We start from the raw sequence: 25,421 nt of genomic DNA on the forward strand, positions 1-25,421 counted from the left end.
GTGGCTTGACCTGATGCGGTGCGGCAACGAAGTTGCTGAAATCGTGCACGGACCCAATACAAGATTCGAGCAAGCGCCTCATTTCATTCCGGACTCGCGCCAGGCCTGGGCGCGGCTGGCGCTTGCGCTCGTCATCGGTTCCATCGGCGGCGCGGGGATGTGGACCGTCGTCGTCGTTCTGCCGGTCGTGCAGGCCGAGTTCGCCGCCAGCCGCGGCGCGGTCTCGCTGGCCTACACGCTGACGATGTTCGGCTTCGGCCTCGGCGGCGTCATCGTCGGCCGGATCACCGACCGCTTCGGCATCGTCACCGCAATGGCGCTCAGCATCGCGACGACGGCCGCGGCCTATCTGCTCGCCGGCGCCTCGGTGACGCTGTGGCAGTTTCAGGCGGTGTATTTCCTCGTCGGACTCGGCTCGTCCGTCACCTTCGCGCCGCTGATGGCGGAGGCGTCGCACTGGTTCGTGCGCTATCGCGGCCTCGCCGTCACCATCGTCGCCTCCGGCAACTACGTCGCCGGCACGGTATGGCCGCCGCTGGTGAATTGGGGCGTGCAGCAGATCGGCTGGCGCGCCAGCCATGTCGCGCTCGGTGTGTTCTGCGCGGTGACGATGAGCGCGCTGCTCCTGGTGTTGCGCGCCCGCATGGATGGCGCCGGCGCGCAGAATCATGCCAGCGCGGCGCCGCCGCAACTGGAGCTGCCGATCTCCACCAATGCGCTGACGGTGCTGCTCAGCGTCGCCGCGATCGCCTGCTGCGTGGCGATGGCGATGCCGCAGGTGCACATCGTCGCCTATTGCGGCGATCTCGGCTACGGCGTCGCCATCGGCGCGCAGATGCTGTCCTTGATGATGGCGCTCGGCATCGTCAGCCGGATCGGCTCCGGCTTTCTCGCCGATCGCATCGGCGGCGTCAGAACCTTGCTGATCGGCTCGCTGGCGCAGGGTTTTGCGCTGCTGTTCTATCTGTTCTTCGACGGCCTGACGTCGCTCTATCTGATATCGGGCATGTTCGGCCTGTTCCAGGGCGGCATCGTACCGAGCTATGCGATCATCGTGCGTGAGGCGATGCCGGCGCGCGAGGCCGCCACCCGAGTCGGCATCATCATCTTCGCCTCGGTGTTCGGCATGTCGTTCGGCGGCTGGGTCTCGGGCGTCATCTTCGACGCCACGGGGTCCTATTCGGCGGCCTTCGCCAACGGCATCGCGTGGAATGGCCTGAACTTGGCCATCGTCGTGACGCTGCTGATCCTGGCACGACGGCAACACCGGCTGGCAGCCTGAAACAAGAGGCGTTGCACGAGAGCCACAGCCGGAGCCCAATATCCGGCTTATATGCACGTCGTCATACAAAATCCCGGCGGCCGCCGCAAATCGATCGAATCACGTCACGCAACTATGGAACTCGATCGGAGCCGATCGCGGCCATTTGGCCTCGGGCGCGCTCCGCATCGCGAGGTTGGTTGTCGCGAGGTCTCAGCCGAGGCCGCGGTCGCCCGTCGCATGCCTGACGCAGGCAGGCCTCGAGGTGAATGCTCCGGACGGGTCGAGAACGCTGCGGCGGCATCGCGATGGTGCAGGAGGCCGTTGCGCTATGTCCATCGTCACGAAGGCAGCTTCGCAAGTCGCGCTCGCCGCGCTCGCAGCCGGACTCATGCTGAGCCAGGCATCGGCGCAGGCCTGGCCGCAGCTGCAACAACAACCGCCGCAGCCGCCGCGCCCGGCAGCGACCCGCTCCATCATCGTGCCCGTCGCCCCGGCCGCCCGGCCGAACGGCGCGCCCGTGATCCCCGCGCCGCCACGTCCCGCCGGCCTGCCGGCGTCGCTGTCGCCCGCGCCCGGCAGCGGGCCGGACGTGTGGCGGCTGCCCAACCCGACCGACGTCAACGACGGCACCGTCACCATCATCACCGCGCCGGCCGGGGGCGCCACCTCCGTGTTCGGCTCGGACATGGCGCGCGTGCTCGATGATCAGACCAATGTCCGCGTGCTGCCGGTGCTCGGCAAGGGACCGGTGCGCAACGTCTCGGATATTCTGTTCCTGAAGAGCATCGACATGGGCGCGGTCGCCGCCGACGTGCCCGAATTCTACCGCCTGCAATACGGCATTCCCGACATCACCTCGCAACTCCGCTACATCGCGCGGCTCTATCACAACGAGATCCATGTCATCGCGCGCTCCTCGATCCGCTCGATCTTCGATCTCAACGGCAAGCGCGTCATCGCGCCGACCGATGTCGGCTTCTATTCCGCGCGCGTGATCTTCAACCGGCTCGGCCTGACGGCGTCATTCGACTACGCGACCGATGACGCCAAATCGATCCAGAAGCTGATCGATGGCGACGCGGACGCCTACATCGTCTCCACCGGCAAGGTGTTCCAGCTCGCCCGCACCATCAGGAACGACAACCGCGCGCTGCACCTGGTGACGATCCCCTACGACCGCCGGCTGCAGGACCTCTATCTGCCGACGACATTGTCCTCCGAGGAATATCCGAACCTGCTCAACCCCGGCGAGACGATCGAGACGGTGGCGATCGGCATGCTGCTCGTCAGCTACAATTGGCCGGAGAATACCGAGCGCTACCGAAAGGTGGCGCGCTTCGTCGAGGCGTTCTTCGCCAACTACGACGAGTTCATGAAGCCGCCGCGGCATCCGAAATGGCGGGAGTCGAGCATCGTCGCCGCCATCCCGAACTGGAAGCGGTTCAAGGCCGCGGAAGAGTGGCTGCTGGCGCACAACATGGTGCCGCGGCCGCAGGTCGCCGACGTGCGCCAGACCCAGTTCGAGAGCTTCGTGCGCCAGAGCGGGGGACAGCTGTCGAACGATCCGGCTGAGCGCAGCGCGCTGTTCCGCCAGTTCCTGCAATGGCGCCAGCAGCATGGCGGGCCGCCGACGCCGTCGCGCTGAGCTGTCAGCTCGCGGTTGTCTACTTCGCGAGCTCTTTCGAACGCGCCGTGGCCGCCGCGACCGCCTTTGTCAGCAGCGGCTGGAAGCCGTCGGCTCCCATCAGCACCGACAGCGCCGCGGCAGTGGTGCCGCCCGGCGAGGTGACGTTCTGGCGCAGGGTGGCGGACGGCAGGTCCGATTGGCGCAGCAGCTCGCCGGCGCCCGACACGGTGTGGCGCGCGAGCTTCGTCGCCAGGGACTCGGGCAGGCCGGCGGCGACGCCGGCGCGGGCGAGCTCCTCGGCGAGCAGGAACACATAGGCGGGCCCCGAGCCGGACACGGCAGTCACCGCGTCCATCAGCGCCTCCTCGTCGACCCATTCCACTGCGCCGGTGGCACGCAGCAGCGCGTCCGTCAGCCCGCGCTGCGCGGCGCTGACGTTGCCGGCCGGCACGGCCACGGTGATGCCGCGGCCGATCGCGGCGGGCGTATTCGGCATCGCGCGCACGACCGCGCCGCCGATCGTTTGCTGCAAGCCGGCGATCGTCGTCCCCGCCATGATCGACAGCACCAGCGTCGCGTCGCCGACCCACGGCTTCAAGGCGGGGCCGGCGTCGGGGAACATCTGCGGCTTGACGGCAACGATGACGACCTCGGCCGGCGCAGTCGCCGTCGGATTGAGGCGGACGCCTTGGGCCTTTAGCGCCGTGATCTCGGCCGACGGCATCGGCTCGATCACGACCACGCGCGCGGGATCAAGGCCGCCGGCCAGCCACCCGGTCAGCATCGCCCCGCCCATCTTGCCGGCGCCGGCCAGCACGATGGTGCCGGTGAGATGAAGCAGGTTGTTGTCCGCTGATGTCACGACGCACTCCGCTGTCGTCCCTGCGAAAGCAGGGACCCATAACCACCGGCGGTTCTAGTGGAGCAGGGGCAGAGCGACAAGCGTCGCGCGCCACACGGACATCACGCGGTATGGGTCCCTGCGTGCGCAGGGACGACACCGCGTGTGATGGAGCGGCGGCGGCTTACGCCTCGCCCTCTGTATCGAACAGCGCCGCCGCCATGGCCTCCTGGGTCGACTTGCCGGCCCAGACCACGAACTGGAAGGCCGGGAAATAGCGCTCGCAGGCGTGGATGGCGCCCGCCAGCATGCTCTCGCATTGCAGTCCCGACGCGGTGATCCCGCCGGGCAGCACCAGGGCCTGGCGGTGCATCACCATGCCGGTGTGGGTCCAGATGTCGAAATGGCCGAGCCAGAGCTGCTCGTTGATCGCGGCGATCAGCCGCTGCACCTCGGCGCGGCGCGCCTCGGGAATCTTCATGTCGAAGGCACAGGCCAGATGCAGCGCCTCGATCTCCGCCATCCAGGTGAAGGAAAGCTGATAGTCGGTCCACTGGCCCTTGGAGGCGATCGTGATCTCGTCCTCGCCGGAGCGCTCGAACATCCAATTGTTGTCGGCCGCAATGGTCTCGACCACGCTCAGCGGATGATCTGCGGAATCGATAGTGCTTTCGAGCAGGGACATGCCGTCTCGACCTCGTCTTCTTGATCTCGTTGGTACATACGCGGCGACCCGGCCCACGCCCTCTCGGCGCTTCGCGACCCGGCTTGCAGTCCCGGAGGTACCCCGAGGCGTGCGAGGACAAACTGATGTGATTTGCGGAATCTGCGCAACGGGGGGGCGAGTCCGTCCACAGCCAAACACCGCTTCGTCCACAACTCCTGTCCGGCCTGTGGAATCATCGGCGAACGAGAACAAAACGGAATCGGACACGCCGCAGCCGCTCGGTCTGAGGTGATTTGGCCGCGGGAACGACCGTGAGCGTCTGCATGGCCGCCCGTCGCGGACCGCGGGCGTGAGGCCTTGCCGCAGCCGCCGACCGCCTGCATAGTTCATTCAGGCCGTCCATCCGGGCGGCCGATGTTCTCAGGGCGGGGTGAAATTCCCCACCGGCGGTAAGCGTTCTCGGTCGAGCGCGAGCCCGCGAGCGCCTTCTCGGCAAGGCACGGTCTGGAGAATTCTGTTCTCCGGAACGCGTCGCGCAGAGAAGGGTCAGCAGATTCGGTGCGATTCCGAAGCCGACGGTCACAGTCCGGATGAAAGAGAACGGGTCCCGGCACCCCGCGCAATCCCGCGTGGGGGCGTCGTCGTTCCGTGTGCCCTGATTCTGGTCTCTGACGAGGACAACCATGAATCAGATGTTGCAAGACGCGCCTACTGATACGCCCACCGACACCATCGCTGTAGGAACGTCGCCGCCGGCGGATACGCCGGTCGCGTTACCGCCCGACGAGTCGCCACCGGCGCCGTCGCATCCGCGCTTCAGCAAGCCGCAGCGCGTCGCCTTCGTGCAATCGGCCTGGCATCGCGACGTCGTCGCCGAATGCCGTCTGGCCTTTCTCGACGAGATCGAGGCGCGCCACATCCCGCGCGATCGTGTCGACATCTTCGAGGTGCCAGGCTCGTTCGAGATCCCGCTGCATGCGCAGCTCCTGGCCAAGACGCGGCGCTATACCGCGATCGTCGCGGCCGGCCTCGTCGTCGACGGCGGCATCTACCGCCACGAATTCGTCGCCGACACCGTCATCAAGGCGCTGATGGACGTGCAATTGCGCACCGAGGTGCCGGTGTTCTCCGCGGTGCTGACGCCGCAGCAATTCCACGAGACGCAGGCGCATTTCGAGTTCTTCCGCAAGCATTTTGCGACCAAGGGCATCGAGGTGGCGACCGCCTGCGCCGAGACGCTGCTGAGCCTGGAGCGGCTGCGCAGCCAGGTCGCGGCGGGGATTATCTGAGGCGGACGGTGTGTGGCCGGTCACGGCCGGCCACACATGCTTCAGTGTCGGGAGCCGAGGTCTCACCGCGACGGCGGCCTGCTCCCCTCCCCCTTGCGGGGAGGGGTTGGGGGTGGGGGTCTCCGGGCGCTGAACTTGGTGATGCGCACCGTTGTATTTACCGATCTAGGACGGACTCAATGATGCGAGTCGTTGCCGTCGTGCTCCGCAGAATTCGATTGGTCATCAGCTAAGGTACGACTCGGGGACCCCCACCCTCAACCCCTCCCCGCAAGGGGGAGGGGAACTCACCGCGTTCGCCGCTCCAGATCGAATCCAACGTCTGGCGCCACGCCAATCAAGCTTGCCGCCCTCGCTTGTCCCCCAGCGACACCAAGCCCCCTCACGCTCCCCGCCTTGTGTTGTCAATTTCCTCGCCACCCCTGTAAAATCTCCCTCGGGAGGAGGCTGGCCCGTGGCGACGGGCGGCCGACAAGGATGATCGAAGGATACGATCCTTATCTCGTCGCGCTCTCGGTCGTGATCGCGAGCCTGGGTGGCTATACCGGTTTCAGTCTCACCGCGCGCATCCGCAGCGGGCCGGGAGAGAATGCGCGCGTGCTGCTGTCCGGCGCCGCCGGGATTCTGGCCGTGGGCATCTGGACCATGCATTTCGTGGGCATGATGGCGGCGCCACTGCCGCCTGATGCCGTCTATCTGGTGCTGCCGACCATCATCTCGTTCCTGATCTGCGCGCTCGTGATCGGCATCTCGCTGTTCTTCGTCAGCATCGGCGATCCCTCCCCCCGGCGCGTCGTCCCTTCCGCGCTGCTGCTCGGCGCCGGCATCGCCAGCATGCATTATGTCGGCATGCACGGCCTGTCCGGCTCATTCGGGCTGACGCATGATCCGGCGCTGGTGGCGCTGTCGGTGGCGATTGCGATCGGCGCCGCCTATGGCGGCCTGCGCATCTTCCTGGCGCGGCAGGACGGGCTGCGGCTCGCCATCAGCGCGGTTGCGTTCGGCATCGCCGTGTCCGGCATGCATTACACGGCGATGCTGGGAATGCATGTCGTGCCGATGGGCGAGGGACACGATCACGCCGCACCAGGACTTGCTGCGTCGCCGCAAGCGCTCGCGATCGTCGTCGCCGTGCTGTGCTTCGTCATCGCCGCCGGATTTTTGCTGTCGCTGGTGCCGGACCCGCGCCGTCAATCGCAGCCGATGCCGGCCGTTGCCGAGGCTGCGCCGCAATTGGCGCCGGAGCCGGCCGCGACGGCGGCCGAGCCGGTGGTCGAGGTCGCCGCTATGAGCCGGGCGACGGCGGCGCCGCTGGGGGGCATCGGTCAGCCGCCGCGCGCGACCGCGGCGCGATTGCCGCTGGAGGGCGCCAACGGCACCCATTTCATCGATGCCGGGGACGTGCGCAGCGTGCGCGCCGATGCGCACTACACGCGGATCCACGACGGCACCCGCGAGCGGATGTGCCCATGGTCGATCTCCGAGGCTGAGGCGCAGCTCGATCCCGGCCGCTTCATCCGCGTGCACCGCAGCCACATCGTCGCGATCGAGCATGTGATCTACGTCGGTCGGGAAGGCGAGGGCGCGATCATCGAGCTCGATGGCCCCTCGAAGCCGCGCGTGCCGGTGAGCCGCGCCAAGGTCGCCGAGGTCAAGGCGCGGCTCGGGCTGCGGCGGCCGGCCTGAGTTCAGCGTTCGTTTCGCTGCTGCAACAGCGCGCCGCCATTCTCCCCAACGCATGCAACACCGAGCGCGCGCGTCTTGCGCGGCCGCTCACGCCGTCACTCGCGCGATTGGGTCGCCCTCGCTGACGCAATTCGTGCGCGACCAGCCGCATTTCGTGCGATTTCGCCGCTCTCCGTGCCGGCTTCGTTGCGCGGCCAGCGATCCCGATCGACGCTCCGCGCCAATCCGCGATGCGTCCGCGTTCGCACTTCGCTCTCGCAGCACGAACGCCCGCCGCAACAACGCGACGGCCTTGCCGATAAGGCAGGCCAGCACAGGAGAGGAAACGTCATGATTCCTGGCCCGTTCGACTATCACCGGCCGGCGAGCGTCAGCGATGCGATCAAGCTGCTCGCCGACCTCGGCGATGACGCGCGACCGCTCGCCGGCGGCCACAGCCTGCTGCCGATGATGAAGCTGCGACTGGCGACCCCGGCGCATCTGATCGATCTGCACGGCATCGCCGGGCTCAAGGGCATCCGCCGCGATGGCGACCGCATCGTCATCGGCGCGATGACCACGCAGGCCGAGCTGCTGGCCTCGACCGAGATCGGAGCCAGCCTGCCGATCCTGCACGAAACGGCGCTTTTGATCGCCGATCCGCAGGTGCGCTACCGCGGCACGCTCGGCGGCAACGTCGCCAATGGCGATCCCGGCAACGACATGCCGGCGCTGATGCTGGCGCTCGATGCAAGCTACCGTCTGGAGGGGCCGAACGGCGCCCGTGAGGTCGCGGCGCGGGAATTCTACCAGGGCGCCTATTTCACCGCGCTGGAGCCGGGCGAGATCCTCACCGGGATGAGCATTCCCGTTCCGCCTGCGGGACACGGCTACGCCTATGAGAAGCTGAAGCGCAAGGTCGGCGACTACGCGACCGCCGCGGCGGCCGTCGTGCTGACCATGGCCGGCGGCAAGGTGGCGAGCTGTGTGATCGCGCTCACCAATCTGCACGAGACGCCGCTGCTCGCGACCGACGCGGCCAACGCCGTGATCGGCACGGCGCTCGACGATGCCGCGCTGAAGGCCGCCGCGACGGCGGCGCGCGCGATCATGCAGCCGGCGTCCGATGCGCGCGGCCCGGCCGAGTACCGCATCCATGTCGGCGGCATCATGGTGATGCGCGCCCTGCAGCGCGCGGCGGCGAGGGCGAAGTAGCAGGGTGTGCTGACACCGCGGGCCCGCATGCGGTGCCTTCTCGCCCCCGGCACGTCCTCTCATCTCCCTCCCCCCTTGTGAGGGAGGGGCGGGGAGGGGGGGTAGCCCCAAGCGAGACTGCCGCCGTGGACCCCCACCCCCGACCCCTCCCCGCAAGGGGGAGGCGAGCTCACCGCCCGGGAGGCTGATAGCCGGGCCAAAGCTCAAACAAATTTCAAGGGAGCACCAAATGCCCAAAACCCATATCACGATGAAGGTGAACGGCAGCGAGGTCGAAGGCCTCGCCGAGCCGCGCACCTTGCTGGTTCATTTCCTGCGCGAGCAGGCGCAGCTCACCGGCACCCATATCGGCTGCGAGACAAGCCATTGCGGGGCCTGCACCATCGACATCGACGGCATGAGCGTGAAGAGCTGCACCATGCTCGCGGTGCAGGCCAACGGCTGCGAGATCACCACGATCGAGGGCATGGCCAACGCCGACGGCACGCTGTCGCCGCTGCAGGAAGGCTTCCGCATGATGCACGGCCTGCAATGCGGCTTCTGCACGCCCGGCATGATCATCCGCGCGCATCGGCTGCTGCAGGAGAATCCGTCGCCGACGGAGGCGGAAATCCGCGCTGGCATCTCCGGCAACATCTGCCGCTGCACCGGCTACCAGAACATCGTCAAGGCGATCCAATACGCCGCCGCCAAGATCAACGGCGTGGAATTCCAGGAGGCCGCGGAATGAACGACCTGACTCCCACGCGGGAACAACGCGAAGCCGCGCTCGAAGGCATGGGCTGCCGGCGCAAGCGCGTCGAGGACATCCGCTTTACCCAGGGCAAGGGCAACTACGTCGACGACGTCAAGCTGCCGGGCATGCTGCACGGCGACTTCGTGCGCTCGCCGCATGCGCATGCGCGGGTGAAGGCGATCCACACCGAGGAGGCGCTGAAGGTGCCCGGCGTGCTCGCGGTGATCACCGCCGAGACCCTGAAGACCGTCAACCTCGCCTGGATGCCGACCTTGGCCGGCGACGTGCAGATGGTGCTCGCCGACGGCAAGGTGCTGTTCCAGAACCAGGAGGTCGCCTTCGTCGTCGCGACCGACCGCTATGCCGCCGATGACGGCGTCTCCAAGGTGGTCGTCGAATACGAGCCGCTGCCGGTGCTGGTCGATCCGTTCAAGGCGATGGACCCGGACGCGCCGGTGCTGCGCGAGGACCTTGCCGGCAAGACCTCCGGCGCACACGGCCCACGCAAGCATCACAACCACATTTTCGAATGGAGCGTCGGCGACAAGGAGCTCACCGACGCCGCGTTCAAGAAGGCCGACGTCACCATCAAGGAGATGATCTCGTATCACCGCACCCATCCGTCGCCGCTCGAGACCTGCCAGTGCGTCTGCGCGTTCGACAAGATCAAGGGCGAGCTGACGATCTGGGGTACCTTCCAGGCGCCGCATGTCATCCGCACCGTGGTGTCGCTGATCGCCAAGATCCCGGAGCAGAAGATCCACGTCATCGCGCCGGACATCGGCGGCGGCTTCGGCAATAAGGTCGGCGCCTATCCCGGCTATATCTGCGCGGCGGTGGCCTCGATCGTCACCGGCAAGCCGGTGAAATGGGTCGAGGACCGCATCGAGAACCTGACCGCGACTGCCTTCGCCCGCGACTACCACATGACCACGGAGATCGCGGCGACCAAGGACGGCAAGGTCACCGGCCTGCGCGTCCACGTGCTCGCCGACCACGGCGGCTTCGACGCCTGCGCCGACCCGTCGAAATGGCCCGCCGGCTTCTTCAACATCGTCACCGGCTCCTATGACTTCCCGGTCGCGCATCTCTCCGTCGACGGCGTCTACACCAACAAGGCGCCGGGCGGCGTCGCCTATCGCTGCTCGTTCCGCGTCACCGAGGCGGCCTATTGCATCGAGCGCGGCATGGACATTCTCGCGCAGAAGCTCGGCATGGACCCGGCGGAGCTGCGCCTGAAGAATTTCGTCAAGCCGGAGCAGTTTCCCTATCACTCGGCGCTCGGCTGGGAGTACGATTCCGGCGACTACCACACCGCCATGCGCAAGATGATGGAAGCGGTGGACTACGCAGGCCTGCGCAAGGAGCAGGCCGAGAAGCGCGCGGCGTTCAAGCGCGGCGAGACCCGTGAGATCATGGGCATCGGCGTCTCCTTCTTCACCGAGATCGTCGGCGCCGGTCCGTCGAAGAACTGCGACATCCTGGGCATCGCGATGTTCGATTCCTGCGAGATCCGGCTGCACCCGACCGGCGCCGGCATCGCGCGGATGGGCACCAAGAGCCAGGGCCAGGGACACGAGACCACCTGGGCGCAGATCATCGCCAGCGAGATCGGCATTCCCGCCGACAACATCATGGTCGAGGAGGGCAACACCGACACCGCGCCTTATGGCTTGGGCACCTACGGCTCGCGCTCGACGCCGGTGGCCGGCGCGGCCATCGCGATGGCCGCGCGCAAGATCAAGGCCAAGGCGCAGATGATCGCGGCCTACAAGCTCGAGGTCCATGAAGACGATCTCGAATGGGACATCGACGGCTTCCGGGTCAAGGGCCTGCCCGAGAAGGTGATGTCGATGAAGGACATCTGCTGGGCGGCCTACAACTCGGTGCCGCCCGGCATGGAGCCGGGGCTGGAGGCGGTGAGCTACTACGATCCGCCCAACATGACCTATCCGTTCGGCGCCTATCTCTGCGTGATGGACATCGATGTGGATACGGGCGTGTACAAGGTCCGGCGCTTCTATGCGCTGGATGATTGCGGCACCCGCATCAACCCGATGATCATCGAGGGCCAGATCCATGGCGGCCTCACCGAAGCCTTCGCCATCGCGATGGGCCAGGAGATCCGCTACGACGCCGAGGGCAATGTCGTCACCGGCTCGTTCATGGACTTCTTCATGCCGACCGCGGTGGAGACGCCGCATTGGGAGACCGACTTCACGGTGACGCCTTCGCCGCACCATCCGATCGGCGCCAAGGGCGTCGGCGAAAGCCCCAATGTCGGCGGCGTGCCGGCGTTCTCCAATGCGGTCAATGACGCGTTCTCGTTCCTGGGCGCGACGCACATCCAGATGCCCCACGACTTCTGGCGTAACTGGCAGGCGGCGAAGAAACTGGGCGTGGTGGCGTAGGCTATATCCAAGTGCACCTTCGCCATTGCGAGGAGCGAAGCGACGACTTGTCCGCCATAGCCCGAAGGGCGACGGCGGAAGCAATCCAGAGTCCCGCCCACCACCCTGGATTGCTTCCGCCTACGCCCCCTGCGGGCTTCGGCGGACACGTCGCTTCGTTCGCAATGACGCGGAGAGAGTGGAGCTATAACGGCATCGGCAGTGCGCTCCCCTCCCCCTTGCGGGGAGGGATTGGGGGTGGGGGTCTCCGGCGGCGGTGTCGCCTGATGCTACCCCCCACCCTAGCCCTCCCCCACAAGGGGGGGGAGGGAGCGTACTGGCTTCGCGGTGAGATCGAGAATCAAACGCTGATGAAAGCCCGCGACGACATCGCACAATCGCTCTCCGCCTGCGGTTATATCGCCGACGGCGAGCTCGCGACTGCCATCACCTTGATGCAGCTCCTCAGGCGGCCGCTGCTGCTGGAAGGCGAGGCCGGGGTCGGCAAGACAGAGGTCGCCAAGGCGCTCGCCTGCGTCCACGGCACCGAGCTGATCCGTCTGCAATGCTATGAAGGCCTCGATCAGAGCTCCGCGCTCTACGAGTGGAACTACCAGCGCCAGCTGCTCGCGATCGAGGCGCATCGCGGCCAGCCGGACACCACCGAGGACCAGATCTTCTCCGAGAAATATCTGCTGGAGCGGCCGCTGCTTGCGGCGATCCGCCGCGCCACGCCGCCGGTGCTGCTGATCGATGAGATCGACCGCGCCGACGACGAATTCGAGGCGTTCCTGCTGGAGCTCCTGTCGGACTTCCAAGTCTCGATTCCGGAGCTCGGCACCATCAAAGCAATCAGCATCCCGCACGTGGTGCTGACCTCCAACGGCACCCGCGAATTGTCCGACGCGCTGCGCCGGCGCTGCCTCTATCACTACGTCGACTATCCCGACGTCGATCGCGAGGCGCGCATCATCCTGGCGCGGATCGACGGCGCCTCGGCGCAACTGGCTCTGCAGATCGCGCGCCTTGTCGACTCCTTGCGCAAGGAGGAACTGCGCAAGGTGCCCGGCGTCGCCGAGACGCTGGACTGGGCGGCGGCACTGGTCGGGCTCGACGTGCGCGATCTCAAGGACCAGCCGGAGATGGTGCATGACACCTTGATGTGCCTGCTCAAGACCCATGAGGACCGCGCGCGGATCACGCGCGAGGTCACGGCGCGGCTGCTGGGGAAGGTCGCATGAGCTGCTGTGGCACCACACCCGACCACGAGGACATGAACGCGGTCGCGCGGCTGGTCGCGGGACGCCTCGGTGCATTTCTCAAGACGTTGCGCGATAACGGCTTTGCGGTCGGCCTGTCGGAGGGGCAGGATGCGGCGGCCGTGATGAGTGCGGGCTATGCCGATAAGCCCGGCCTGTTGCGCTCCGCCTTCAAGCACCTGTTTTCGGCGCGCAAGAGCGAGTGGGATCGCTTCGACGGCCTGTTCGACGCGTTCTGGCTCGGCAAGCGCGTGCGCTCGCGCTCGCTGGTCTCCGGCGCGACGGCGAGAGCGAACAGCCCGTCCCTGAAGAGTCTGCAGGATGCGAATGCCGGTCAGCCGGAGCCTCACGGCGCGACCGATCAGATTCCCTCTGACGAAACCCCACGCGACGCGGGCGGCGAGGGCCTGCGCGAAGGGGCATCGCGCGTGGAGTCCATCAGCGATACCGACTTCCGCAAGCTCGCAGATCCTGACCAGGTCGCGCTGGCGCACGAGGCTGCGGCGCGGCTCGCCCGGGCGATGCGGACACGGCTGACGCGCCGCGATCAGTTGCGGCGCAAGGGCGAGCGGCTCGACCTGCGCCGCACCATCCACCGCAACATCAGCCATGGCGGTGTGCCGATTGCGCTGGTGCACCGGCGACGCAAGCACAAGCCGCTGCGGCTGGTGGTGCTGCTCGACGCCTCCGGCTCGATGAGCCCCTACACCGCGGTGTTCCTGCGCTTCATCCACGGTGTGCTCGACGCGTTCCATGAGGCCGAAGCGTTCCTGTTTCACACCCGGCTTGCCTATGTCTCGGATGCGATGAAGGAGAAGGATGCCGCGCGGGCGCTCGACCGTCTCTCGATGATGGCGCAGGGCGCCGGCGGCGGGACGCGGATCGGCGAGAGCCTGCAGACCTTCAATCGCTGGCACGCGCCCCGCGTCATCCATTCGCGGACCTGCGTGATGATCGTCTCCGACGGCTACGACACCGGGGACCCAGCCTTGCTCGGCCGCGAGATGGCGCAACTGTCGCGCCGTTGCCGCCGCATCGTCTGGCTCAATCCGATGCTCGGCTGGGACGGCTATGCGCCGGAAGCGCGCGGCATCAAGGCCGCGCTGCCCTTCGTCGATCTCTACGCGCCCGCGCATACGTTGAGCTCGCTCGCGGCGCTGGAGCCTTATTTGGCGAGGTTGTGAGGATGCGGATGCGCGGCATCGTTGTGAGCTCAAGGCGCGCTGTCGCAGCATCGGTGGTGCGCTCCCTCCCCCCTTGTGGGGGAGGGCTGGGGAGGGGGGTACCCCGACATCGGTGCAAGACGCCCCCCTCCCTAGCCCTCCCCCACAAGGGGGGAGGGAACATACCTTCTCTGTCGAAGCAGTGTGCTTCCGACAGTCCGCAGAGGAGGCAGTCATGACCGCTGCTCCCGAACTGCTCGATCTCGCCGCGCAACTGAAAGCCAACGACGAGAGCTTCGTGCTCGCCACCGTCGTCCGTACGGTGTCGGTGACCGCCGCGAAGGCCGGCGCCAAGGCGATCATCCGCCCCGACGGCAGCATCGTCGCGGGCTGGATCGGCGGCGGCTGCGCCCGCGGCGCGGTGCTGAAGGCAGCGCGCGAGGCGCTCGCCGACGGCATCCCGCGCATGGTCTCGGTGCAGCCTGAGAACCTGCTCGCCGAGCTCGGCGTCAAGCCGGGCGAAACCAGGGAGGGCGTGCGCTTCGCCGCCAACATGTGCCCGAGCAAGGGCACCATGGACATCTTCGTCGAGCCGGTGCTGCCGCATCCGGCGCTGGTCATCCTCGGCGCGAGCCCGGTCGCGATCGCGCTCGCGGCACAGGCGCGGCCGCTCGGCTATCACGTGACGCTGGCGGCGCCGGCGTCCGATCTCGTCACGACGCCGGAGGCCGATGTGCTGATCGATGGCTTCGCGCTGGATCAACCGGCCGGGAGCAGCCGCTTCGTCGTGGTGTCGACGCAAGGCAAGGGCGACGAGGCGGCCTTGCGCGCCGCGCTCGCCTGCGATGCGGCCTACCACGCCTTCGTCGGCAGCCGCCGCAAGATGGACAGCCTGCGCGACAAGCTGATCAGGGCCGGCATCGACGCCGCGCTGCTCGACAAGGTCAAGGCACCGGCCGGCCTCGATCTCGGCGCCATCACGCCGGAGGAGATCGCGATGTCGATTCTGGCCGAGATCACGCTGACGCGCCGGCGCGGCCAGCGCGGCTGAATTCCGTCATGGCGCGAGCGGCAGGTCGAACGAAACCCTGAGCCCATCCGGCGCGAAGTCGCGCGTGACCTCGCCCTTCAGCGCCGCGCCGAGAATGCGCTCGAACAGCAGCGAGCCGAAGCCGTTGCTCGCAGGTGGGGAGACCTGCGGGCCGCCGTTCTCCTCCCAGGACAGCTTGAGCCGTCCGTCGGCATGGGTCCAGCTCAGCGTCACCCGTCCTGCATCGTTCGACAGCGCGCCGTATTTCACCGCGTTGGTGACGAGCTCGTGCAGCCCCATCGACAGATACAGCGCGACGCCCGGCGGAAGCGGCACGGCAGGACCGTCGACCGTGACACGGTCGCCTTGCAGCGGCGCCAGTTCGGCGCAGACGAGTTCATCGAGCGCGATCGCCTCGCGGCCGCGGTCCAGCGCCAGCGCGTGGCTGCGGGTCAGCGCGGCAATGCGGCCGCGCAGCACCTCGCCGAACGCGGCCAGCGCCGAATCGGCGCGGATGCTGAGCGCGATCACGCTGTCGACCAGCGCCAGCGTGTTCTTGACACGGTGATTGAGCTCATGGACGAGCACGCGATGGTGCTGCTCGATCGTGCGCCGCCGTGCATTCTCGGTGCGCAGCGCGATCTCGTCCATCACGATCTCGCTGAGCTCGGTGAGCTGGGCGATGTCGTCGTCGCTCCACGGCCGCGGCTCGTGATCGATGGCGCAGAGCGCGCCGATCACCTCGCCGCTCGGCAGCCGCAGGGGGACGCCGAGATAGGCGATCACGCCGAAAACCGGCACCGCGAGATTGTCCTTCACCAGCGGATGCTCGTTGGCGTCGCTGATCACCAGCGGCTGCGCCGAGGTCACGACGTGCTGGCAGAAGGAGTGGCTGAGCGGCGTCTCGCGCAGCGACGCCCACGGCTCGCACAGGCCGACCGAGCTCTTGAAGAACTGCCGGTCGCGATCGACCAGCGCGATGATCGCCGCCGGAGCCTGCAGCAGCCGCGAGGTCAAGCGGGTGACGCGATCGAAGCCCGGCTCCGGCGGCGAGTCGAGCAGCTCGGTCTGCAACAGGGCAGTCAATCGGTCTGGCGCGGAGGCGTCGCGATCGGACGTCATGCAGCTTTCGTCGGTCGGGCGTTCAGCCAGTGACAGGTTGCAAGACGGACCGGACGGAGCGCAAATCCGGAGCCGGTCGATCGTGCGGCGCAGTGGTATTCGGCTGGAACGAAGCCGGCGCAGAGACGAGATGAAGCCATCAACGCGGCCATCGCCGCGCCTCAGGGGCGGGGCGAATCCCGGTTCCACGCAGGTAACCAAGTGGCAGACTATGGCCTGACCAAGGCAAGTTTGGCATTCCGCCGCAGGTTCTCTTTGGTATGCATTATACCCGTCAGCCCCCCTTGACCGCACCCGCCGTCAGGCCGGCCACGATCTGCCGCTGCGCGAACACGGTCAGCAGCAGCACCGGCAGGGTCACGATCAGCGCGGCCGCCGCGAGCGGCCCCCACGAGAGCTGATCGAACGAGATCATGTTGTAGACCGCGACCGGCAAGGTGCGGGTCTCGCGTCCGGCCAGCACGATGCCGAACACGAAATTATTCCAGGAGAAGATCACCGCGAGGATGAAGGCGACGGCGAGGCCGGGCTTCGCCACCGGCAATGCCACGTGACGGAAAACCTGCCAGCGCGTCGCGCCATCGATACGCGCGGCTTCTTCGAGCTCGATCGGCGTGGTCTCGAAATAGCCGATCATGATCCAGATCACGATCGGCACGGTGACGACGAGATGGATGATGATCTGCGGCCACAGCGTGCCGAGCAGGCCGAGCCACTGAAACAAGAGGAACAGCGGGATCAGATAGGACAGGCCCGGCGTGATGCGCGCGATCAGGATCACGATCGCGGACTTGTGCGCGGCCATGCGGGCGATGCCGTAGCCGGCGGGCACGCCGACCAGCATCGCGAGCGCCGTCGCGCCGCCGGTCACCACCAGGCTGTTCTTGAAATAGGTGAAGAAGCGGTTGGACGACAGCACGTCGGCATAGTTCTTCCAGGCGAAATGCTCCGGCCAGAACACTGGCGGATAGGCGGCGTTGTCGACCTCGTACTTCACCGACAGCGAGATCATCCAGAGAAAGAACAGGATCGCAGGCGAGACGATGAGGAAGACGCCGAGCGCGAGCCCGAGCCGGCCGAGGATGGTCTGCGCGCTCATGTGTCGCTCCCCAGCGCATTCCACTGCGCGCGGCGGCGCAGCACCAGCAAGAGCGCAGTCAGCGCGATGATCAGCGCGAAGAACACCACCGCGATCGCCGACGCATAGCCGAGGTCGTAATAGACGAAGGCGACGCTGTAGAGATAGAGGTTGATGGTCTCCGACGCCGAGCCCGGGCCGCCCTGGGTGATCGCGAAGATGATGTCGAAGCTCTTGATCGCGTCGATGGCGCGGATCATCGCGGCGATGAACAGGAACGGCATGATCAAGGGCAGGGTGATGTAGCGGAACATCTGCCAGGTGCTGGCGCCGTCGATCTGTGCGCTCTCATACGGCTCCGTCGGCAGCGAGGCGATGCCGCCGAGCACGATCAGCATCACCAGCGGCGTCCACTGCCAGGTCTCGACCAGCACCAGCGAGGGGATCACCGTGCCCGGATGGAAGACCCAGAGCTGCGGCGGCAGGCCGACCAGCGACAGCAGGTAGTTGAGGATGCCGAGCTGTGGATGGAACATCATCGTCCACACCAGGGCTATCGCCACCGGCGTCGCCATCATCGGCATGATGAACAGCGCCCGCAGCAGTCCCCGGCCGGGGAAGCGGGCATGGAAGATCACCGCCGCGAAGGTGCCGAGCACCAGCGGCAGCAGCACCGACAGAGCCGTATAGGACAGCGTGTGCCCGACCGACTCGACGAAGCGCGGATCGGCCGGCAGCCTGAGATAGTTCGACAGCCCGACGAATGTCGTTGGCGAACCGACCTTCCACTCCTGGAAGCTCATCCAGATCGTGAACAGCCAGGGGAAGATGATCACCGCCAGCACGGTGACCAGCGCCGGGATCACGAACGGCCAGTACGACGGCGGTCGCAGCGCACGTTCCGGCGCAGCCGCCTCCGCTGCCGCGCCGGCCTGTTCGACGATCGTGCTCACGCTTTCTCGCTGCGCTCCAGGATCGGGCGGAACTGCTCGTGCGCCTTCTTCAGCTCGGTGGCGGGATCGGCGCCCGACAGCGTGGCCGTCAGCGCCGCACCGACGAGATCGCGGAATTCGGCGACCGGGATGATCACGGGCAGGCCGAGCTTGGAGATCTTGCCGGAGTCGATCGCCGACTGCAGCCACTCCTTCGGCATCTTCACGCCGCCCTGGACCCCGGGGTCGTTGAGCACCGAGTTGCGGAACGGCACACCGCCGCCAGCCTGCACCAGGCGGGCGCCCTGCGGCTTCGACACCAGCCACTGGCACAGCAGCCAGGCCGCTTCCTTGTTCTTGCTCGCGGCCGCAATGCCGATGCCGTCGCCATAGGTCGCCGAGTACTGCCCCTTCGGTCCCGCGGGCACCACGGTGTAGCCGACCTTGCCGACCACGCGCGAGGCGTTGGGATCCTCCAGCGGCGGCGCCCAGCCGACGCCGTCGATCCACATCGCCGAGCGGCCTTGCGTGAAGGAGGCCATCGACTCCATCCAGTTGAAGCCGGCCACGCCCGGAGGCGCGCAGGTCGTCAGCAGCTTCTGATACAGCTTGGTCGCCTCGACGGCCTCCGGGCCGTCGGTCAGGATGTTGCCCTTGGCGTCCAGGAACTCGCCGCCATAGTTGAGGAAGAAGTTCGTCCACAGGGTCATGTTGGCGTTGCGCAGGCCGCGGCCGACGAAGCCGAAGATGCCGTCCTTGGCATCGGTCAGCTTCTGCGCCGCCGTGACCATCTCGTCGAGCGTCTTCGGCACTTCGACGCCCTTCTTCGCGAACAGCTCCTTGTTATAGTAGAGGATGAAGTAGTCCACCGACCATGGCAGCGAGAACATGCGGCCCTTGTCGTTGCTGGCGTAACTGAGGCCGGCGGCGGAGAAATCGCTCTGCACGAGGTCCGGCGCGGTGAGGTTCGGATCCTTCATCATGTCGGTGATGTCGGCGAGCCAGCCGGCCTTCTCGAACTGCCGCTTCTGCACGTGATAGCTGAGATGGACGACGTCGAAGCTCGGCTTGCCCGACGACAGTTCGATCACGACCTTCTGTCGCTGCTGCTGCTCCGGGATCTGCTCGGATTCCACCTCGATGCCGGTCAGCGCGGTGAACTCCTTGATATTCTTCTGCAGATTATCGCCGCGCGGCCCCTTGGCCAGGATCACCTCGAGCTTGGTACCGGCATATTTCTTCCACTGCGGCTCCGACCAGGCGGGCTGGCCGGTGAGCGCAAGCGCGCCTGCTGCTGCCGTACCCGCAAGCATGTTGCGGCGCGTGATCGCGGTCATCATATCCTCCCGGAAGACTTTTTGTTTGGTCGTGAAGTGTAGCGCGATCCAGCGGCGCTGCAACAGCATGGTGCCCGTTCGACTGGGGATGCGACGACAGCGCGTGGTGCGATGCGGCAATCCGTTATGCGCCAGATGCGGCTGTGAAATCCGCCCGCTCCAGCAGCCCCGACAGTGCAAAGCCAGCGACGAGCCCCCAGAACGCGGCGCCGATGTTGAGCAGTGGCACGTCGGCAACGGTGACGAGGAAGGCGATCAGGGCGCCGAGGGAGAAGTTCGTTCTGAACGCGGTCACGAACGCCGTTTGCAGCACGCGCAGCATGGCGAGGCCCGCCAGCGCGGTGATCAATGATTTCGGCGCGATCAGCAGCAGCGTGGTGAAGGTCGGCGCCAGCAGGCCGAAGCCGAGCGCCAGCACCCCCACGACCATCGCCGCGGTATAGTGGCGCTTGCGCTCGCCGCCGGAGACGACGATCGCGTTGGTCGGTCCGGTCAGGCAGGTCGACACGCCGCCCACGACAGCCGCGAGCGCCGAGCCGATGCCGCAGGCGACGGTCACCACATTGACCGGCGGCTTGTGCCCGGCGGCGGTCAGCACCGCAAAGCCCTGGCCGTTCTGCACCACCAGCACGGTGACCGCGAGCGGCACGATCAGCTCGATCATGGCCGCGAGCGACCAGGATGGCGTCGGGATCACCGGACGGATCAGCGCGATCTGCAGCGACGCATTCTGATCATACTTGCCGAACAGGAGAGCCGCGAGCGTGCCGATGACGAGCGCGCCGATGATCGGCGGGCAGCGCCGGCCGAGCGCAGGGAGCGCGGTCAGCAGCAGCCAGAGCACGACCATCGGCCCGGCGATGGCAAAGTCGGCGAACACGGCGCGGACGAGATCGAGGCCGAAGCGCAGGAATACGCCGGCGACCATGCCCATCACGATCGGCATCGGCACCAGTTGCATCGCGCGCTTGACCCAGCCGGTGAGCCCGAGCACCAGCATCAACAGCGCCGTGCCGTAGAACGCGCCGACCACCTGCGGGAAGCTCAGATGCGTCAGCGACTGGCCGACCAGGACGGTACCTGGAATGGTCCAGAACAGCACCAGTGGCTCGCGATAGCGCCACGACAGCAGCAGTGTGATCAGGCCGTTGATGAAGAACACGCCGAAGATCCACGACGCGATCTCCGCCTGCGACAGCCCGCCATTGGCGCCGACCGACAGGATGATGGCGACCGGTCCGGTGATCGCGAACAGCCAGCCGATGAAGCCGTGCGAGGCGTAGAGCGGACCGAAATCGCTGGCGATCTGGCCGAGGCTGGGCGGCGGTTCGGCCAGGCGTTCGATGGCGTTGAACATGGAGGGTAGGGCTCGGCCTGTGTTCTTGTTGTTGTCCTTGGGTCTTCGTGGGATGTTCTGGCGTACAAGGACGGACCGTGCAAGCGGGCAGCAAGAATGTGCAGCCGGACATTCGGCGGATGGATCTCGCGGAAATTGAGTGGGAGCGCGTGCACATGATCTCGACCGACTTCGCCGTGCCGAAGAATTTGATTGCCGCGGCTCTGACTTTGCTCCCGCTCGGAGTCTGCCAAAGCGAAGCCGCTGAACCTTGGAATTTTGTGCGTCTGCGCGCCGGGAGCGAATCCATATGGGAGGTGCAAAAGGGCACGGCGAAGATCGAGATGTCCGGTAACAGGATCACAATCATTGTCTATTTCGACGGAGACAATGAGGGCGACCAAAAGGATCGGCCCCCCTTCGCGCGCATCGAGATCAAGGGAACGGTCGGGCCCGATCAGACGGTCAGCGCCGTGAGCACGCTTCTCGACACGGATGCAGGTCCGCGCAACGTCAGAGGCAAAATCTCTCGTCGAACGGACCAGGAGTGGTGGGGTACGAAGCGAAAGCTCGTCACGCGTGAGGAGATCGTCTTCGGGCATCCGCCGAACGAGGAATTTCTTGGCTTCGTCCGAAAGACCGCAAGAGATCAATGAGGGGCGCTCCACCTTGAACGGCCGTGTCATGAATTGGCTTACCCGAAGACGCATCGCCGCTGCATTTGGCAGCGTCATATCCAGGGAGTCGATGCGAATTGTCGAGCAAGATGAGCTGCCGCCTATCCCGCCGCCGGACATGCAGCGCGTCTGCCATGTCTTGCTTCAAGTCCGAGACGATACGGCCGAGGACATCTCCAGGAACGTGTCCGAAGTGATCGAACTCCTCGTTCGCGAGGGAGCAGTGATCGAGGGCATTCTGTCGTCAATAGTCGCCGCGGTGTTCCCGTTGAAGCCGGCGGCTGATGGGATGGAGATCGAGGCGGCTCTAGGGCGGCTCGGTCCGAATGTCAGAGCCGCCTACCAAAACGGGGAGCACATGCGTGGCATGTTTGGATCGCCCGCTCGTATGACTTACGGTACCCTTGTTCCTGACATGAGCACGATGCTGGAAGCTCTGCTTCACTCCGAGTTCGGCACAGCGACACGGCTTGATCGCTGAGTCAGCCTTGAACTGATCGGCGCGCCGGACGACCCGGAAAGGCTGCAATCAGGCCGCCTCGTCCGTCATGAGTTTTTTGGCCGCCTGCACCAGCAACCCGGACCGGGTAAAGCCGTGCGCTTCGGCATAGCGATCGATTTGCGCCAGGACGTCTTCGGGCAGCGTGACGTTGACGCGGACCGCCTTGGGCTGCTCGACCTTGGCCGGGACGAGAACGGCGACGCCGGAGCGGTTAGTCCGATGGGACATGATCTGCTCCAGCGAGGAAGGCTCGGGGATGACTTCGCCATCCTCGACAAGGCCTTCGATATGCAACGCCAGGGCTTCCTCGGCCATCACCCGCGCGTCATCCAAAGTGGTCCCCGCCGTCGCGACGCCGGGCAGATCCGGAAACGAGACGCCGAAATGGCTGTCAGCATCCTTGTGAATCAGACCGATGTAGTACCGCATCGTGCTCACCTCAGCTTGAGACCTGCCTGCTTCTCGATGCTCTTCAGCGTGCCGATCGGGAGGTCTCGCGACGGATGAGGAACGGTCACGCGGCCTTTCTTGGCGGGATGCTTGAACTGGACGTGGCTGCCCTTCTGGGCCACTTGTACCCACCCGTCCCGCTGCAGAACCGAGATCACGTCCCGACTGTTCATATGTGTATTTATACACACGAATGGTGGGCGTCAAGAATATCTGAGGGAGCGCCGGCTGCTGCTTGCGATCTTTGTGCGGCCCTTCGGATAAAAATAATTCTCTTGACGATTTCGCCAAATCAGCATTATGGTCCCGCTCGTTCCGTTGCGTCGGAGGGGACGTATCGCGGTCGTCATGGACGTCGGCAGCGGAATGCGATGGGCGGGTCGGGTCGCAGCGTGATTCAGTTTGCGCCGACGAACGATCCGGCACGCACGGTCAAGTCGCGCGGTCCTGATACCCCGATGCTGGTATCCCGCGTAACGCGCGTGACGCGTTGCGCACACGGTGGCCACAAGCCGGTGCACCGAGGAGAACGCGAAGCAGCCGTAAAGCCATCGCGCAGGGAGGGCCGGATCGTCCGGCTGGACCTGTGGTACCTGCCGCCTGCATTTTTTGAGCAGGCGGGCCACGGGCCTCAGTCGAGGTCCGGCCTTCCCTGCGCCCTTCATCTCGTGAGGGCGGCACGATGAGCAAAGCTCGGACGCAAAATGCGTCGCGAGATCGCGGAGCTGCATCTCCAGAAGTCGGCAGACAATGTTGCCATGAAAGACACCGCGGGCGTCGTTGTGAGCGCAGCGACTTGTCCGCCGAAGCTCGGAGAGCGTAGGCGGAAGCAATCCAGCATCTCTCCGTTGAGGCACCCTGGATTGCTTCGTCGCTGCGCTCCTCGCAATGACGGCGTACGGGGCAAGCTGCCACCCTCCCCTGGAGGGGGAGGGTCGCCTCACGACGAGCGAAGCGAGACGTGAGGCGGGGTGGGGTGATCTCTCCACTTGCACCAGAGCCTGCGGAGAGATCACCCCACCCCGCTCGCCCGCTTCGCGTGCGATCGACCCTCCCCCTCCAGGGGAGGGTGGGCAAAATCGAGTTCTAGCGCGAGAAGGATGAGGCGACGTTCGCAGACAACCGAGGTCAGTCGAACAGGCTCGACACCGATTCTTCCGCCGCCGTCCGCCCGATCGCCTCGGCGATCAGCGGCGCGATCGCCAGCGTGCGGATGTTGGGGGCGTTGCGGACCGCTTCGGTCGGCATGATGGAGTCGGTGATGACGAGCTCCTTCAGCCGCGACGAGGTGATGCGGGACGCGGCACCGCCGGAGAGCACGCCATGCGTGATGTAGGCGTAGACGTCCTTGGCGCCGTATTTGAGCAGCGCATCCGCCGCGTTCACCAGGGTGCCGCCGGAATCGACGATGTCGTCGATCAGGATGCAGGTGTGGCCGGAGACGTCGCCGATCACGTTCATGACCTCGGACTCGCCGGGACGCTCGCGGCGCTTGTCGACGATGGCGAGCGGCGTGTTGATGCGCTTGGCCAGGCCTCGGGCGCGCGCCACGCCGCCGACGTCCGGCGAGACGACCATGAGGTTGGAGAGATCGAAGCGATCCTTGATGTCGCGCACCATCAGCGGCGAGGCAAAAAGGTTATCGGTCGGGATGTCGAAGAAGCCCTGGATCTGGCCGGCGTGCAGATCGAGCGTCATGACGCGGTCGACGCCCGCATGGGTGATCAGGTTGGCGACGAGCTTGGCCGAGATCGGCGTGCGCGAGTTCGATTTGCGATCCTGCCGCGCATAGCCGAAATAGGGCACCACGGCGGTGATGCGGCGCGCGGAGGCGCGGCGCAGCGCATCGGTGATGATCAGGAGCTCCATCAGCAGGTCGTTCGCCGGATAGGACGTCGATTGAATGATGAAGACGTCGGAGCCGCGGACGTTCTCCTGGATCTCGACGAAGATCTCCATGTCGGCGAAGCGCCGGACCACCGCTTTCGTCAGCGGCAGCCCGAGTTCAGCGGCGATGCCCGCGGCGAGGGCCGGATTGGAGTTGCCGGCGACGAGTTTGATGGAGCCGTTCTTGGCCGACATCGTGAATTCTCCTCGCGTCTCGCTGGAGACCTTGTTCAGCATATCGGGCTATCCATGGAACCGGCAGTTTTGCACGGGCGAGGTGATATCAAGGACACTGCGCGCATGGCAACCCGCCGCAGGTGTTTTTCCCGGTCAAAAACGGCGCAAAATGCGCCTCTTTGCCTAATGGTCGGTGTAGCCGAGGGCCGCGACGCTGGTGCCGCCGGACGCCGGCGACGCGGGCTCGGTCACGGCGACCGCAGGGCCGCGGGTGGCCGGTGCCGCCGGTGGCGCGGCGTCGGCGGGCGGGGTGCCGTTCAGCATGTTCGAAAGTCCGCTGAAGCCGGCCTGCGCGATTTTCCGAAGCACCATGTCGTCGACATTGTTCCACGGATCGCGGCCGCCGCGTCCGACCGGCTCTTCGCCCGACAGCCGCAGCGCGCGCTGCTGATTGCGATCGTAGACGTCGAACACCCAGGCGATCACGCCCTTGCCGCTGACGACCTGGGCGGAGAGATAGGTGCGGACACGATACGCGGCAGGGGCCTCGCGCGACACGATGGCGAGGCTGCGCAGCTTGGACTCGCTGTCGAGCACGCTGACCATGCGGTCGAAGATCTGCGGCGGCGGGCCGTCGATCTGCTCGAAGGCGATCGTGGCGCCATCCGATGCAGGCGCCATCGCATAGGCGTTGGACGCACCACCGCTGCTGGTCGCGCAGCCGCCGAGCGTTGCAGCGGACGTCATCAGCAAAACGGCAACGCAGGCGTGCTGCGC

The 25,421-nt window shown here is 66.4% G+C and carries 23 protein-coding genes and 1 riboswitch; of the genes, 12 read left to right on the forward strand and 11 right to left on the reverse strand.

The genetic code is table 11. The annotated features are described in order from the left end of the window. The first annotated feature begins 43 nt into the window (after positions 1–43). Together ACQR13_RS10945 and ACQR13_RS10950 are read left to right on the forward strand one after the other, a co-directional pair. Positions 44–1,282, forward strand: coding sequence for an MFS transporter (locus ACQR13_RS10945; protein WP_315714056.1), 1,239 nt, complete (start codon positions 44–46; stop codon positions 1,280–1,282). A gap of 310 nt (positions 1,283–1,592) precedes the next feature. After that, entirely contained in the window at positions 1,593–2,909 is a 1,317-nt protein-coding gene (locus ACQR13_RS10950; protein WP_434862822.1) for a TAXI family TRAP transporter solute-binding subunit, read from the forward strand. Positions 2,910–2,928: 19 nt separating this feature from the next. Here the strand turns inward: ACQR13_RS10950 and proC are convergent, their stop codons facing one another. Both proC and ACQR13_RS10960 read right to left on the reverse strand, forming a co-directional pair. After that, positions 2,929–3,753: a pyrroline-5-carboxylate reductase gene (proC, locus tag ACQR13_RS10955; protein WP_434862823.1), complete on the reverse strand. Its 825-nt coding sequence runs from the start codon at positions 3,751–3,753 to the stop codon at positions 2,929–2,931. A 163-nt stretch (positions 3,754–3,916) separates the two neighbouring features. Beyond that, a complete protein-coding gene (locus ACQR13_RS10960) occupies positions 3,917–4,417 on the reverse strand; it encodes a YbjN domain-containing protein (RefSeq protein ID WP_315714059.1) in 501 nt (166 codons plus the stop codon). Positions 4,418–4,811: 394 nt separating this feature from the next. Then, positions 4,812–5,005: riboswitch (FMN riboswitch) on the forward strand. Between the two features lie 77 nt (positions 5,006–5,082). Between ACQR13_RS10960 and ACQR13_RS10965 the strand changes: the two genes are divergently transcribed. The 8 genes from ACQR13_RS10965 (at position 5,083) to ACQR13_RS11000 (ending at position 15,167) form a co-directional block, all read left to right on the forward strand. Continuing rightward, entirely contained in the window at positions 5,083–5,688 is a 606-nt protein-coding gene (locus tag ACQR13_RS10965; RefSeq protein WP_315826167.1) for a 6,7-dimethyl-8-ribityllumazine synthase, read from the forward strand. A gap of 477 nt (positions 5,689–6,165) precedes the next feature. Continuing rightward, complete coding sequence (locus ACQR13_RS10970; protein ID WP_315826168.1) at positions 6,166–7,374, forward strand: MHYT domain-containing protein; 1,209 nt, start codon at positions 6,166–6,168, stop codon at positions 7,372–7,374. 330 nt (positions 7,375–7,704) lie between these two features. Beyond that, positions 7,705–8,568: an FAD binding domain-containing protein gene (locus ACQR13_RS10975; RefSeq protein WP_434862824.1), complete on the forward strand. Its 864-nt coding sequence runs from the start codon at positions 7,705–7,707 to the stop codon at positions 8,566–8,568. 229 nt (positions 8,569–8,797) lie between these two features. Then, complete coding sequence (locus tag ACQR13_RS10980) at positions 8,798–9,298, forward strand: (2Fe-2S)-binding protein (RefSeq protein ID WP_315714063.1); 501 nt, start codon at positions 8,798–8,800, stop codon at positions 9,296–9,298. Beyond that, a complete protein-coding gene (locus tag ACQR13_RS10985; RefSeq protein WP_316201340.1) occupies positions 9,295–11,715 on the forward strand; it encodes an aerobic carbon-monoxide dehydrogenase large subunit in 2,421 nt (806 codons plus the stop codon). The genes ACQR13_RS10980 and ACQR13_RS10985 overlap by 4 nt, the downstream gene beginning before the upstream one ends. Before the next feature lie 350 nt (positions 11,716–12,065). Continuing rightward, a complete protein-coding gene (locus tag ACQR13_RS10990) occupies positions 12,066–12,935 on the forward strand; it encodes an AAA family ATPase (protein ID WP_434862825.1) in 870 nt (289 codons plus the stop codon). Next, on the forward strand, positions 12,932–14,137 hold the full coding sequence (locus ACQR13_RS10995) for a vWA domain-containing protein (protein WP_316225874.1): 1,206 nt from the start codon (positions 12,932–12,934) through the stop codon (positions 14,135–14,137). Before ACQR13_RS10990 ends, ACQR13_RS10995 begins: the two co-directional genes overlap by 4 nt. A 214-nt stretch (positions 14,138–14,351) precedes the next feature. After that, positions 14,352–15,167 carry an XdhC family protein gene (locus tag ACQR13_RS11000; protein WP_316169345.1) on the forward strand — a complete coding sequence of 272 codons (816 nt, stop codon included), beginning with the start codon at positions 14,352–14,354 and terminating at the stop codon, positions 15,165–15,167. 6 nt (positions 15,168–15,173) lie between these two features. Here ACQR13_RS11000 and ACQR13_RS11005 read toward each other — a convergent pair whose 3' ends face one another. The 5 genes from ACQR13_RS11005 to ACQR13_RS11025 form a co-directional block, all read right to left on the reverse strand. Beyond that, on the reverse strand, positions 15,174–16,268 hold the full coding sequence (locus ACQR13_RS11005; protein ID WP_316201336.1) for an HWE histidine kinase domain-containing protein: 1,095 nt from the start codon (positions 16,266–16,268) through the stop codon (positions 15,174–15,176). Positions 16,269–16,542: 274 nt separating this feature from the next. Then, positions 16,543–17,367, reverse strand: coding sequence for a carbohydrate ABC transporter permease (locus ACQR13_RS11010; RefSeq protein ID WP_315714069.1), 825 nt, complete (start codon positions 17,365–17,367; stop codon positions 16,543–16,545). Beyond that, positions 17,364–18,299, reverse strand: coding sequence for a carbohydrate ABC transporter permease (locus ACQR13_RS11015; protein ID WP_315714070.1), 936 nt, complete (start codon positions 18,297–18,299; stop codon positions 17,364–17,366). Before ACQR13_RS11015 ends, ACQR13_RS11010 begins: the two co-directional genes overlap by 4 nt. Continuing rightward, entirely contained in the window at positions 18,296–19,615 is a 1,320-nt protein-coding gene (locus tag ACQR13_RS11020; protein WP_434862826.1) for an ABC transporter substrate-binding protein, read from the reverse strand. Before ACQR13_RS11020 ends, ACQR13_RS11015 begins: the two co-directional genes overlap by 4 nt. A 124-nt stretch (positions 19,616–19,739) precedes the next feature. Further along, the gene (locus ACQR13_RS11025; protein ID WP_434862827.1) at positions 19,740–20,972 is read right to left on the reverse strand and encodes a benzoate/H(+) symporter BenE family transporter; all 1,233 of its coding nucleotides are present in this window, start codon (positions 20,970–20,972) and stop codon (positions 19,740–19,742) included. Between the two features lie 77 nt (positions 20,973–21,049). Between ACQR13_RS11025 and ACQR13_RS11030 the strand changes: the two genes are divergently transcribed. After that, positions 21,050–21,607 (forward strand): hypothetical protein, encoded by a 558-nt coding sequence (locus ACQR13_RS11030; protein WP_434862828.1) that lies wholly within the window; start codon positions 21,050–21,052, stop codon positions 21,605–21,607. Beyond that, positions 21,573–22,109 carry a hypothetical protein gene (locus tag ACQR13_RS11035; RefSeq protein ID WP_434862829.1) on the forward strand — a complete coding sequence of 179 codons (537 nt, stop codon included), beginning with the start codon at positions 21,573–21,575 and terminating at the stop codon, positions 22,107–22,109. The genes ACQR13_RS11030 and ACQR13_RS11035 overlap by 35 nt, the downstream gene beginning before the upstream one ends. A 48-nt stretch (positions 22,110–22,157) precedes the next feature. Here ACQR13_RS11035 and ACQR13_RS11040 read toward each other — a convergent pair whose 3' ends face one another. The 4 genes from ACQR13_RS11040 to ACQR13_RS11055 form a co-directional block, all read right to left on the reverse strand. Next, positions 22,158–22,559 carry a type II toxin-antitoxin system HicB family antitoxin gene (locus ACQR13_RS11040; RefSeq protein WP_434862830.1) on the reverse strand — a complete coding sequence of 134 codons (402 nt, stop codon included), beginning with the start codon at positions 22,557–22,559 and terminating at the stop codon, positions 22,158–22,160. Between the two features lie 5 nt (positions 22,560–22,564). After that, positions 22,565–22,753, reverse strand: a complete 189-nt coding sequence (locus ACQR13_RS11045; protein ID WP_434862831.1) for a type II toxin-antitoxin system HicA family toxin — start codon at positions 22,751–22,753, stop codon at positions 22,565–22,567. A gap of 955 nt (positions 22,754–23,708) precedes the next feature. Then, positions 23,709–24,662, reverse strand: a complete 954-nt coding sequence (locus tag ACQR13_RS11050) for a ribose-phosphate pyrophosphokinase (protein WP_315714378.1) — start codon at positions 24,660–24,662, stop codon at positions 23,709–23,711. 165 nt (positions 24,663–24,827) lie between these two features. Continuing rightward, positions 24,828–25,391 carry a hypothetical protein gene (locus tag ACQR13_RS11055; RefSeq protein ID WP_434862832.1) on the reverse strand — a complete coding sequence of 188 codons (564 nt, stop codon included), beginning with the start codon at positions 25,389–25,391 and terminating at the stop codon, positions 24,828–24,830. Positions 25,392–25,421: the final 30 nt, after the last annotated feature.

Source organism: Bradyrhizobium sp. HKCCYLRH3059, from assembly GCF_051168035.1.
GTDB lineage: Bacteria > Pseudomonadota > Alphaproteobacteria > Rhizobiales > Xanthobacteraceae > Bradyrhizobium.

Excerpts from the sequence above, each read along its gene's own strand:
- ACQR13_RS10950 (WP_434862822.1), top strand. The coding sequence starts at position 1,593 with ATGTCCATCGTCACGAAGGCAGCTTCGCAAGTCGCGCTCGCCGCGCTC.
- ACQR13_RS11050 (WP_315714378.1), bottom strand. The coding sequence starts at position 24,662 with ATGTCGGCCAAGAACGGCTCCATCAAACTCGTCGCCGGCAACTCCAAT.
- ACQR13_RS10970 (WP_315826168.1), top strand. The coding sequence starts at position 6,166 with ATGATCGAAGGATACGATCCTTATCTCGTCGCGCTCTCGGTCGTGATC.
- ACQR13_RS11040 (WP_434862830.1), bottom strand. The coding sequence starts at position 22,559 with ATGCGGTACTACATCGGTCTGATTCACAAGGATGCTGACAGCCATTTC.
- ACQR13_RS11020 (WP_434862826.1), bottom strand. The coding sequence starts at position 19,615 with ATGACCGCGATCACGCGCCGCAACATGCTTGCGGGTACGGCAGCAGCA.
- ACQR13_RS11005 (WP_316201336.1), bottom strand. The coding sequence starts at position 16,268 with ATGACGTCCGATCGCGACGCCTCCGCGCCAGACCGATTGACTGCCCTG.
- ACQR13_RS10965 (WP_315826167.1), top strand. The coding sequence starts at position 5,083 with ATGAATCAGATGTTGCAAGACGCGCCTACTGATACGCCCACCGACACC.
- ACQR13_RS10980 (WP_315714063.1), top strand. The coding sequence starts at position 8,798 with ATGCCCAAAACCCATATCACGATGAAGGTGAACGGCAGCGAGGTCGAA.
- ACQR13_RS11045 (WP_434862831.1), bottom strand. The coding sequence starts at position 22,753 with ATGAACAGTCGGGACGTGATCTCGGTTCTGCAGCGGGACGGGTGGGTA.
- ACQR13_RS10985 (WP_316201340.1), top strand. The coding sequence starts at position 9,295 with ATGAACGACCTGACTCCCACGCGGGAACAACGCGAAGCCGCGCTCGAA.
- ACQR13_RS11000 (WP_316169345.1), top strand. The coding sequence starts at position 14,352 with ATGACCGCTGCTCCCGAACTGCTCGATCTCGCCGCGCAACTGAAAGCC.
- ACQR13_RS11010 (WP_315714069.1), bottom strand. The coding sequence starts at position 17,367 with ATGAGCGCGCAGACCATCCTCGGCCGGCTCGGGCTCGCGCTCGGCGTC.
- ACQR13_RS10975 (WP_434862824.1), top strand. The coding sequence starts at position 7,705 with ATGATTCCTGGCCCGTTCGACTATCACCGGCCGGCGAGCGTCAGCGAT.
- ACQR13_RS10995 (WP_316225874.1), top strand. The coding sequence starts at position 12,932 with ATGAGCTGCTGTGGCACCACACCCGACCACGAGGACATGAACGCGGTC.
- ACQR13_RS11025 (WP_434862827.1), bottom strand. The coding sequence starts at position 20,972 with ATGTTCAACGCCATCGAACGCCTGGCCGAACCGCCGCCCAGCCTCGGC.
- ACQR13_RS10990 (WP_434862825.1), top strand. The coding sequence starts at position 12,066 with ATGAAAGCCCGCGACGACATCGCACAATCGCTCTCCGCCTGCGGTTAT.
- ACQR13_RS11055 (WP_434862832.1), bottom strand. The coding sequence starts at position 25,391 with ATGACGTCCGCTGCAACGCTCGGCGGCTGCGCGACCAGCAGCGGTGGT.
- ACQR13_RS10960 (WP_315714059.1), bottom strand. The coding sequence starts at position 4,417 with ATGTCCCTGCTCGAAAGCACTATCGATTCCGCAGATCATCCGCTGAGC.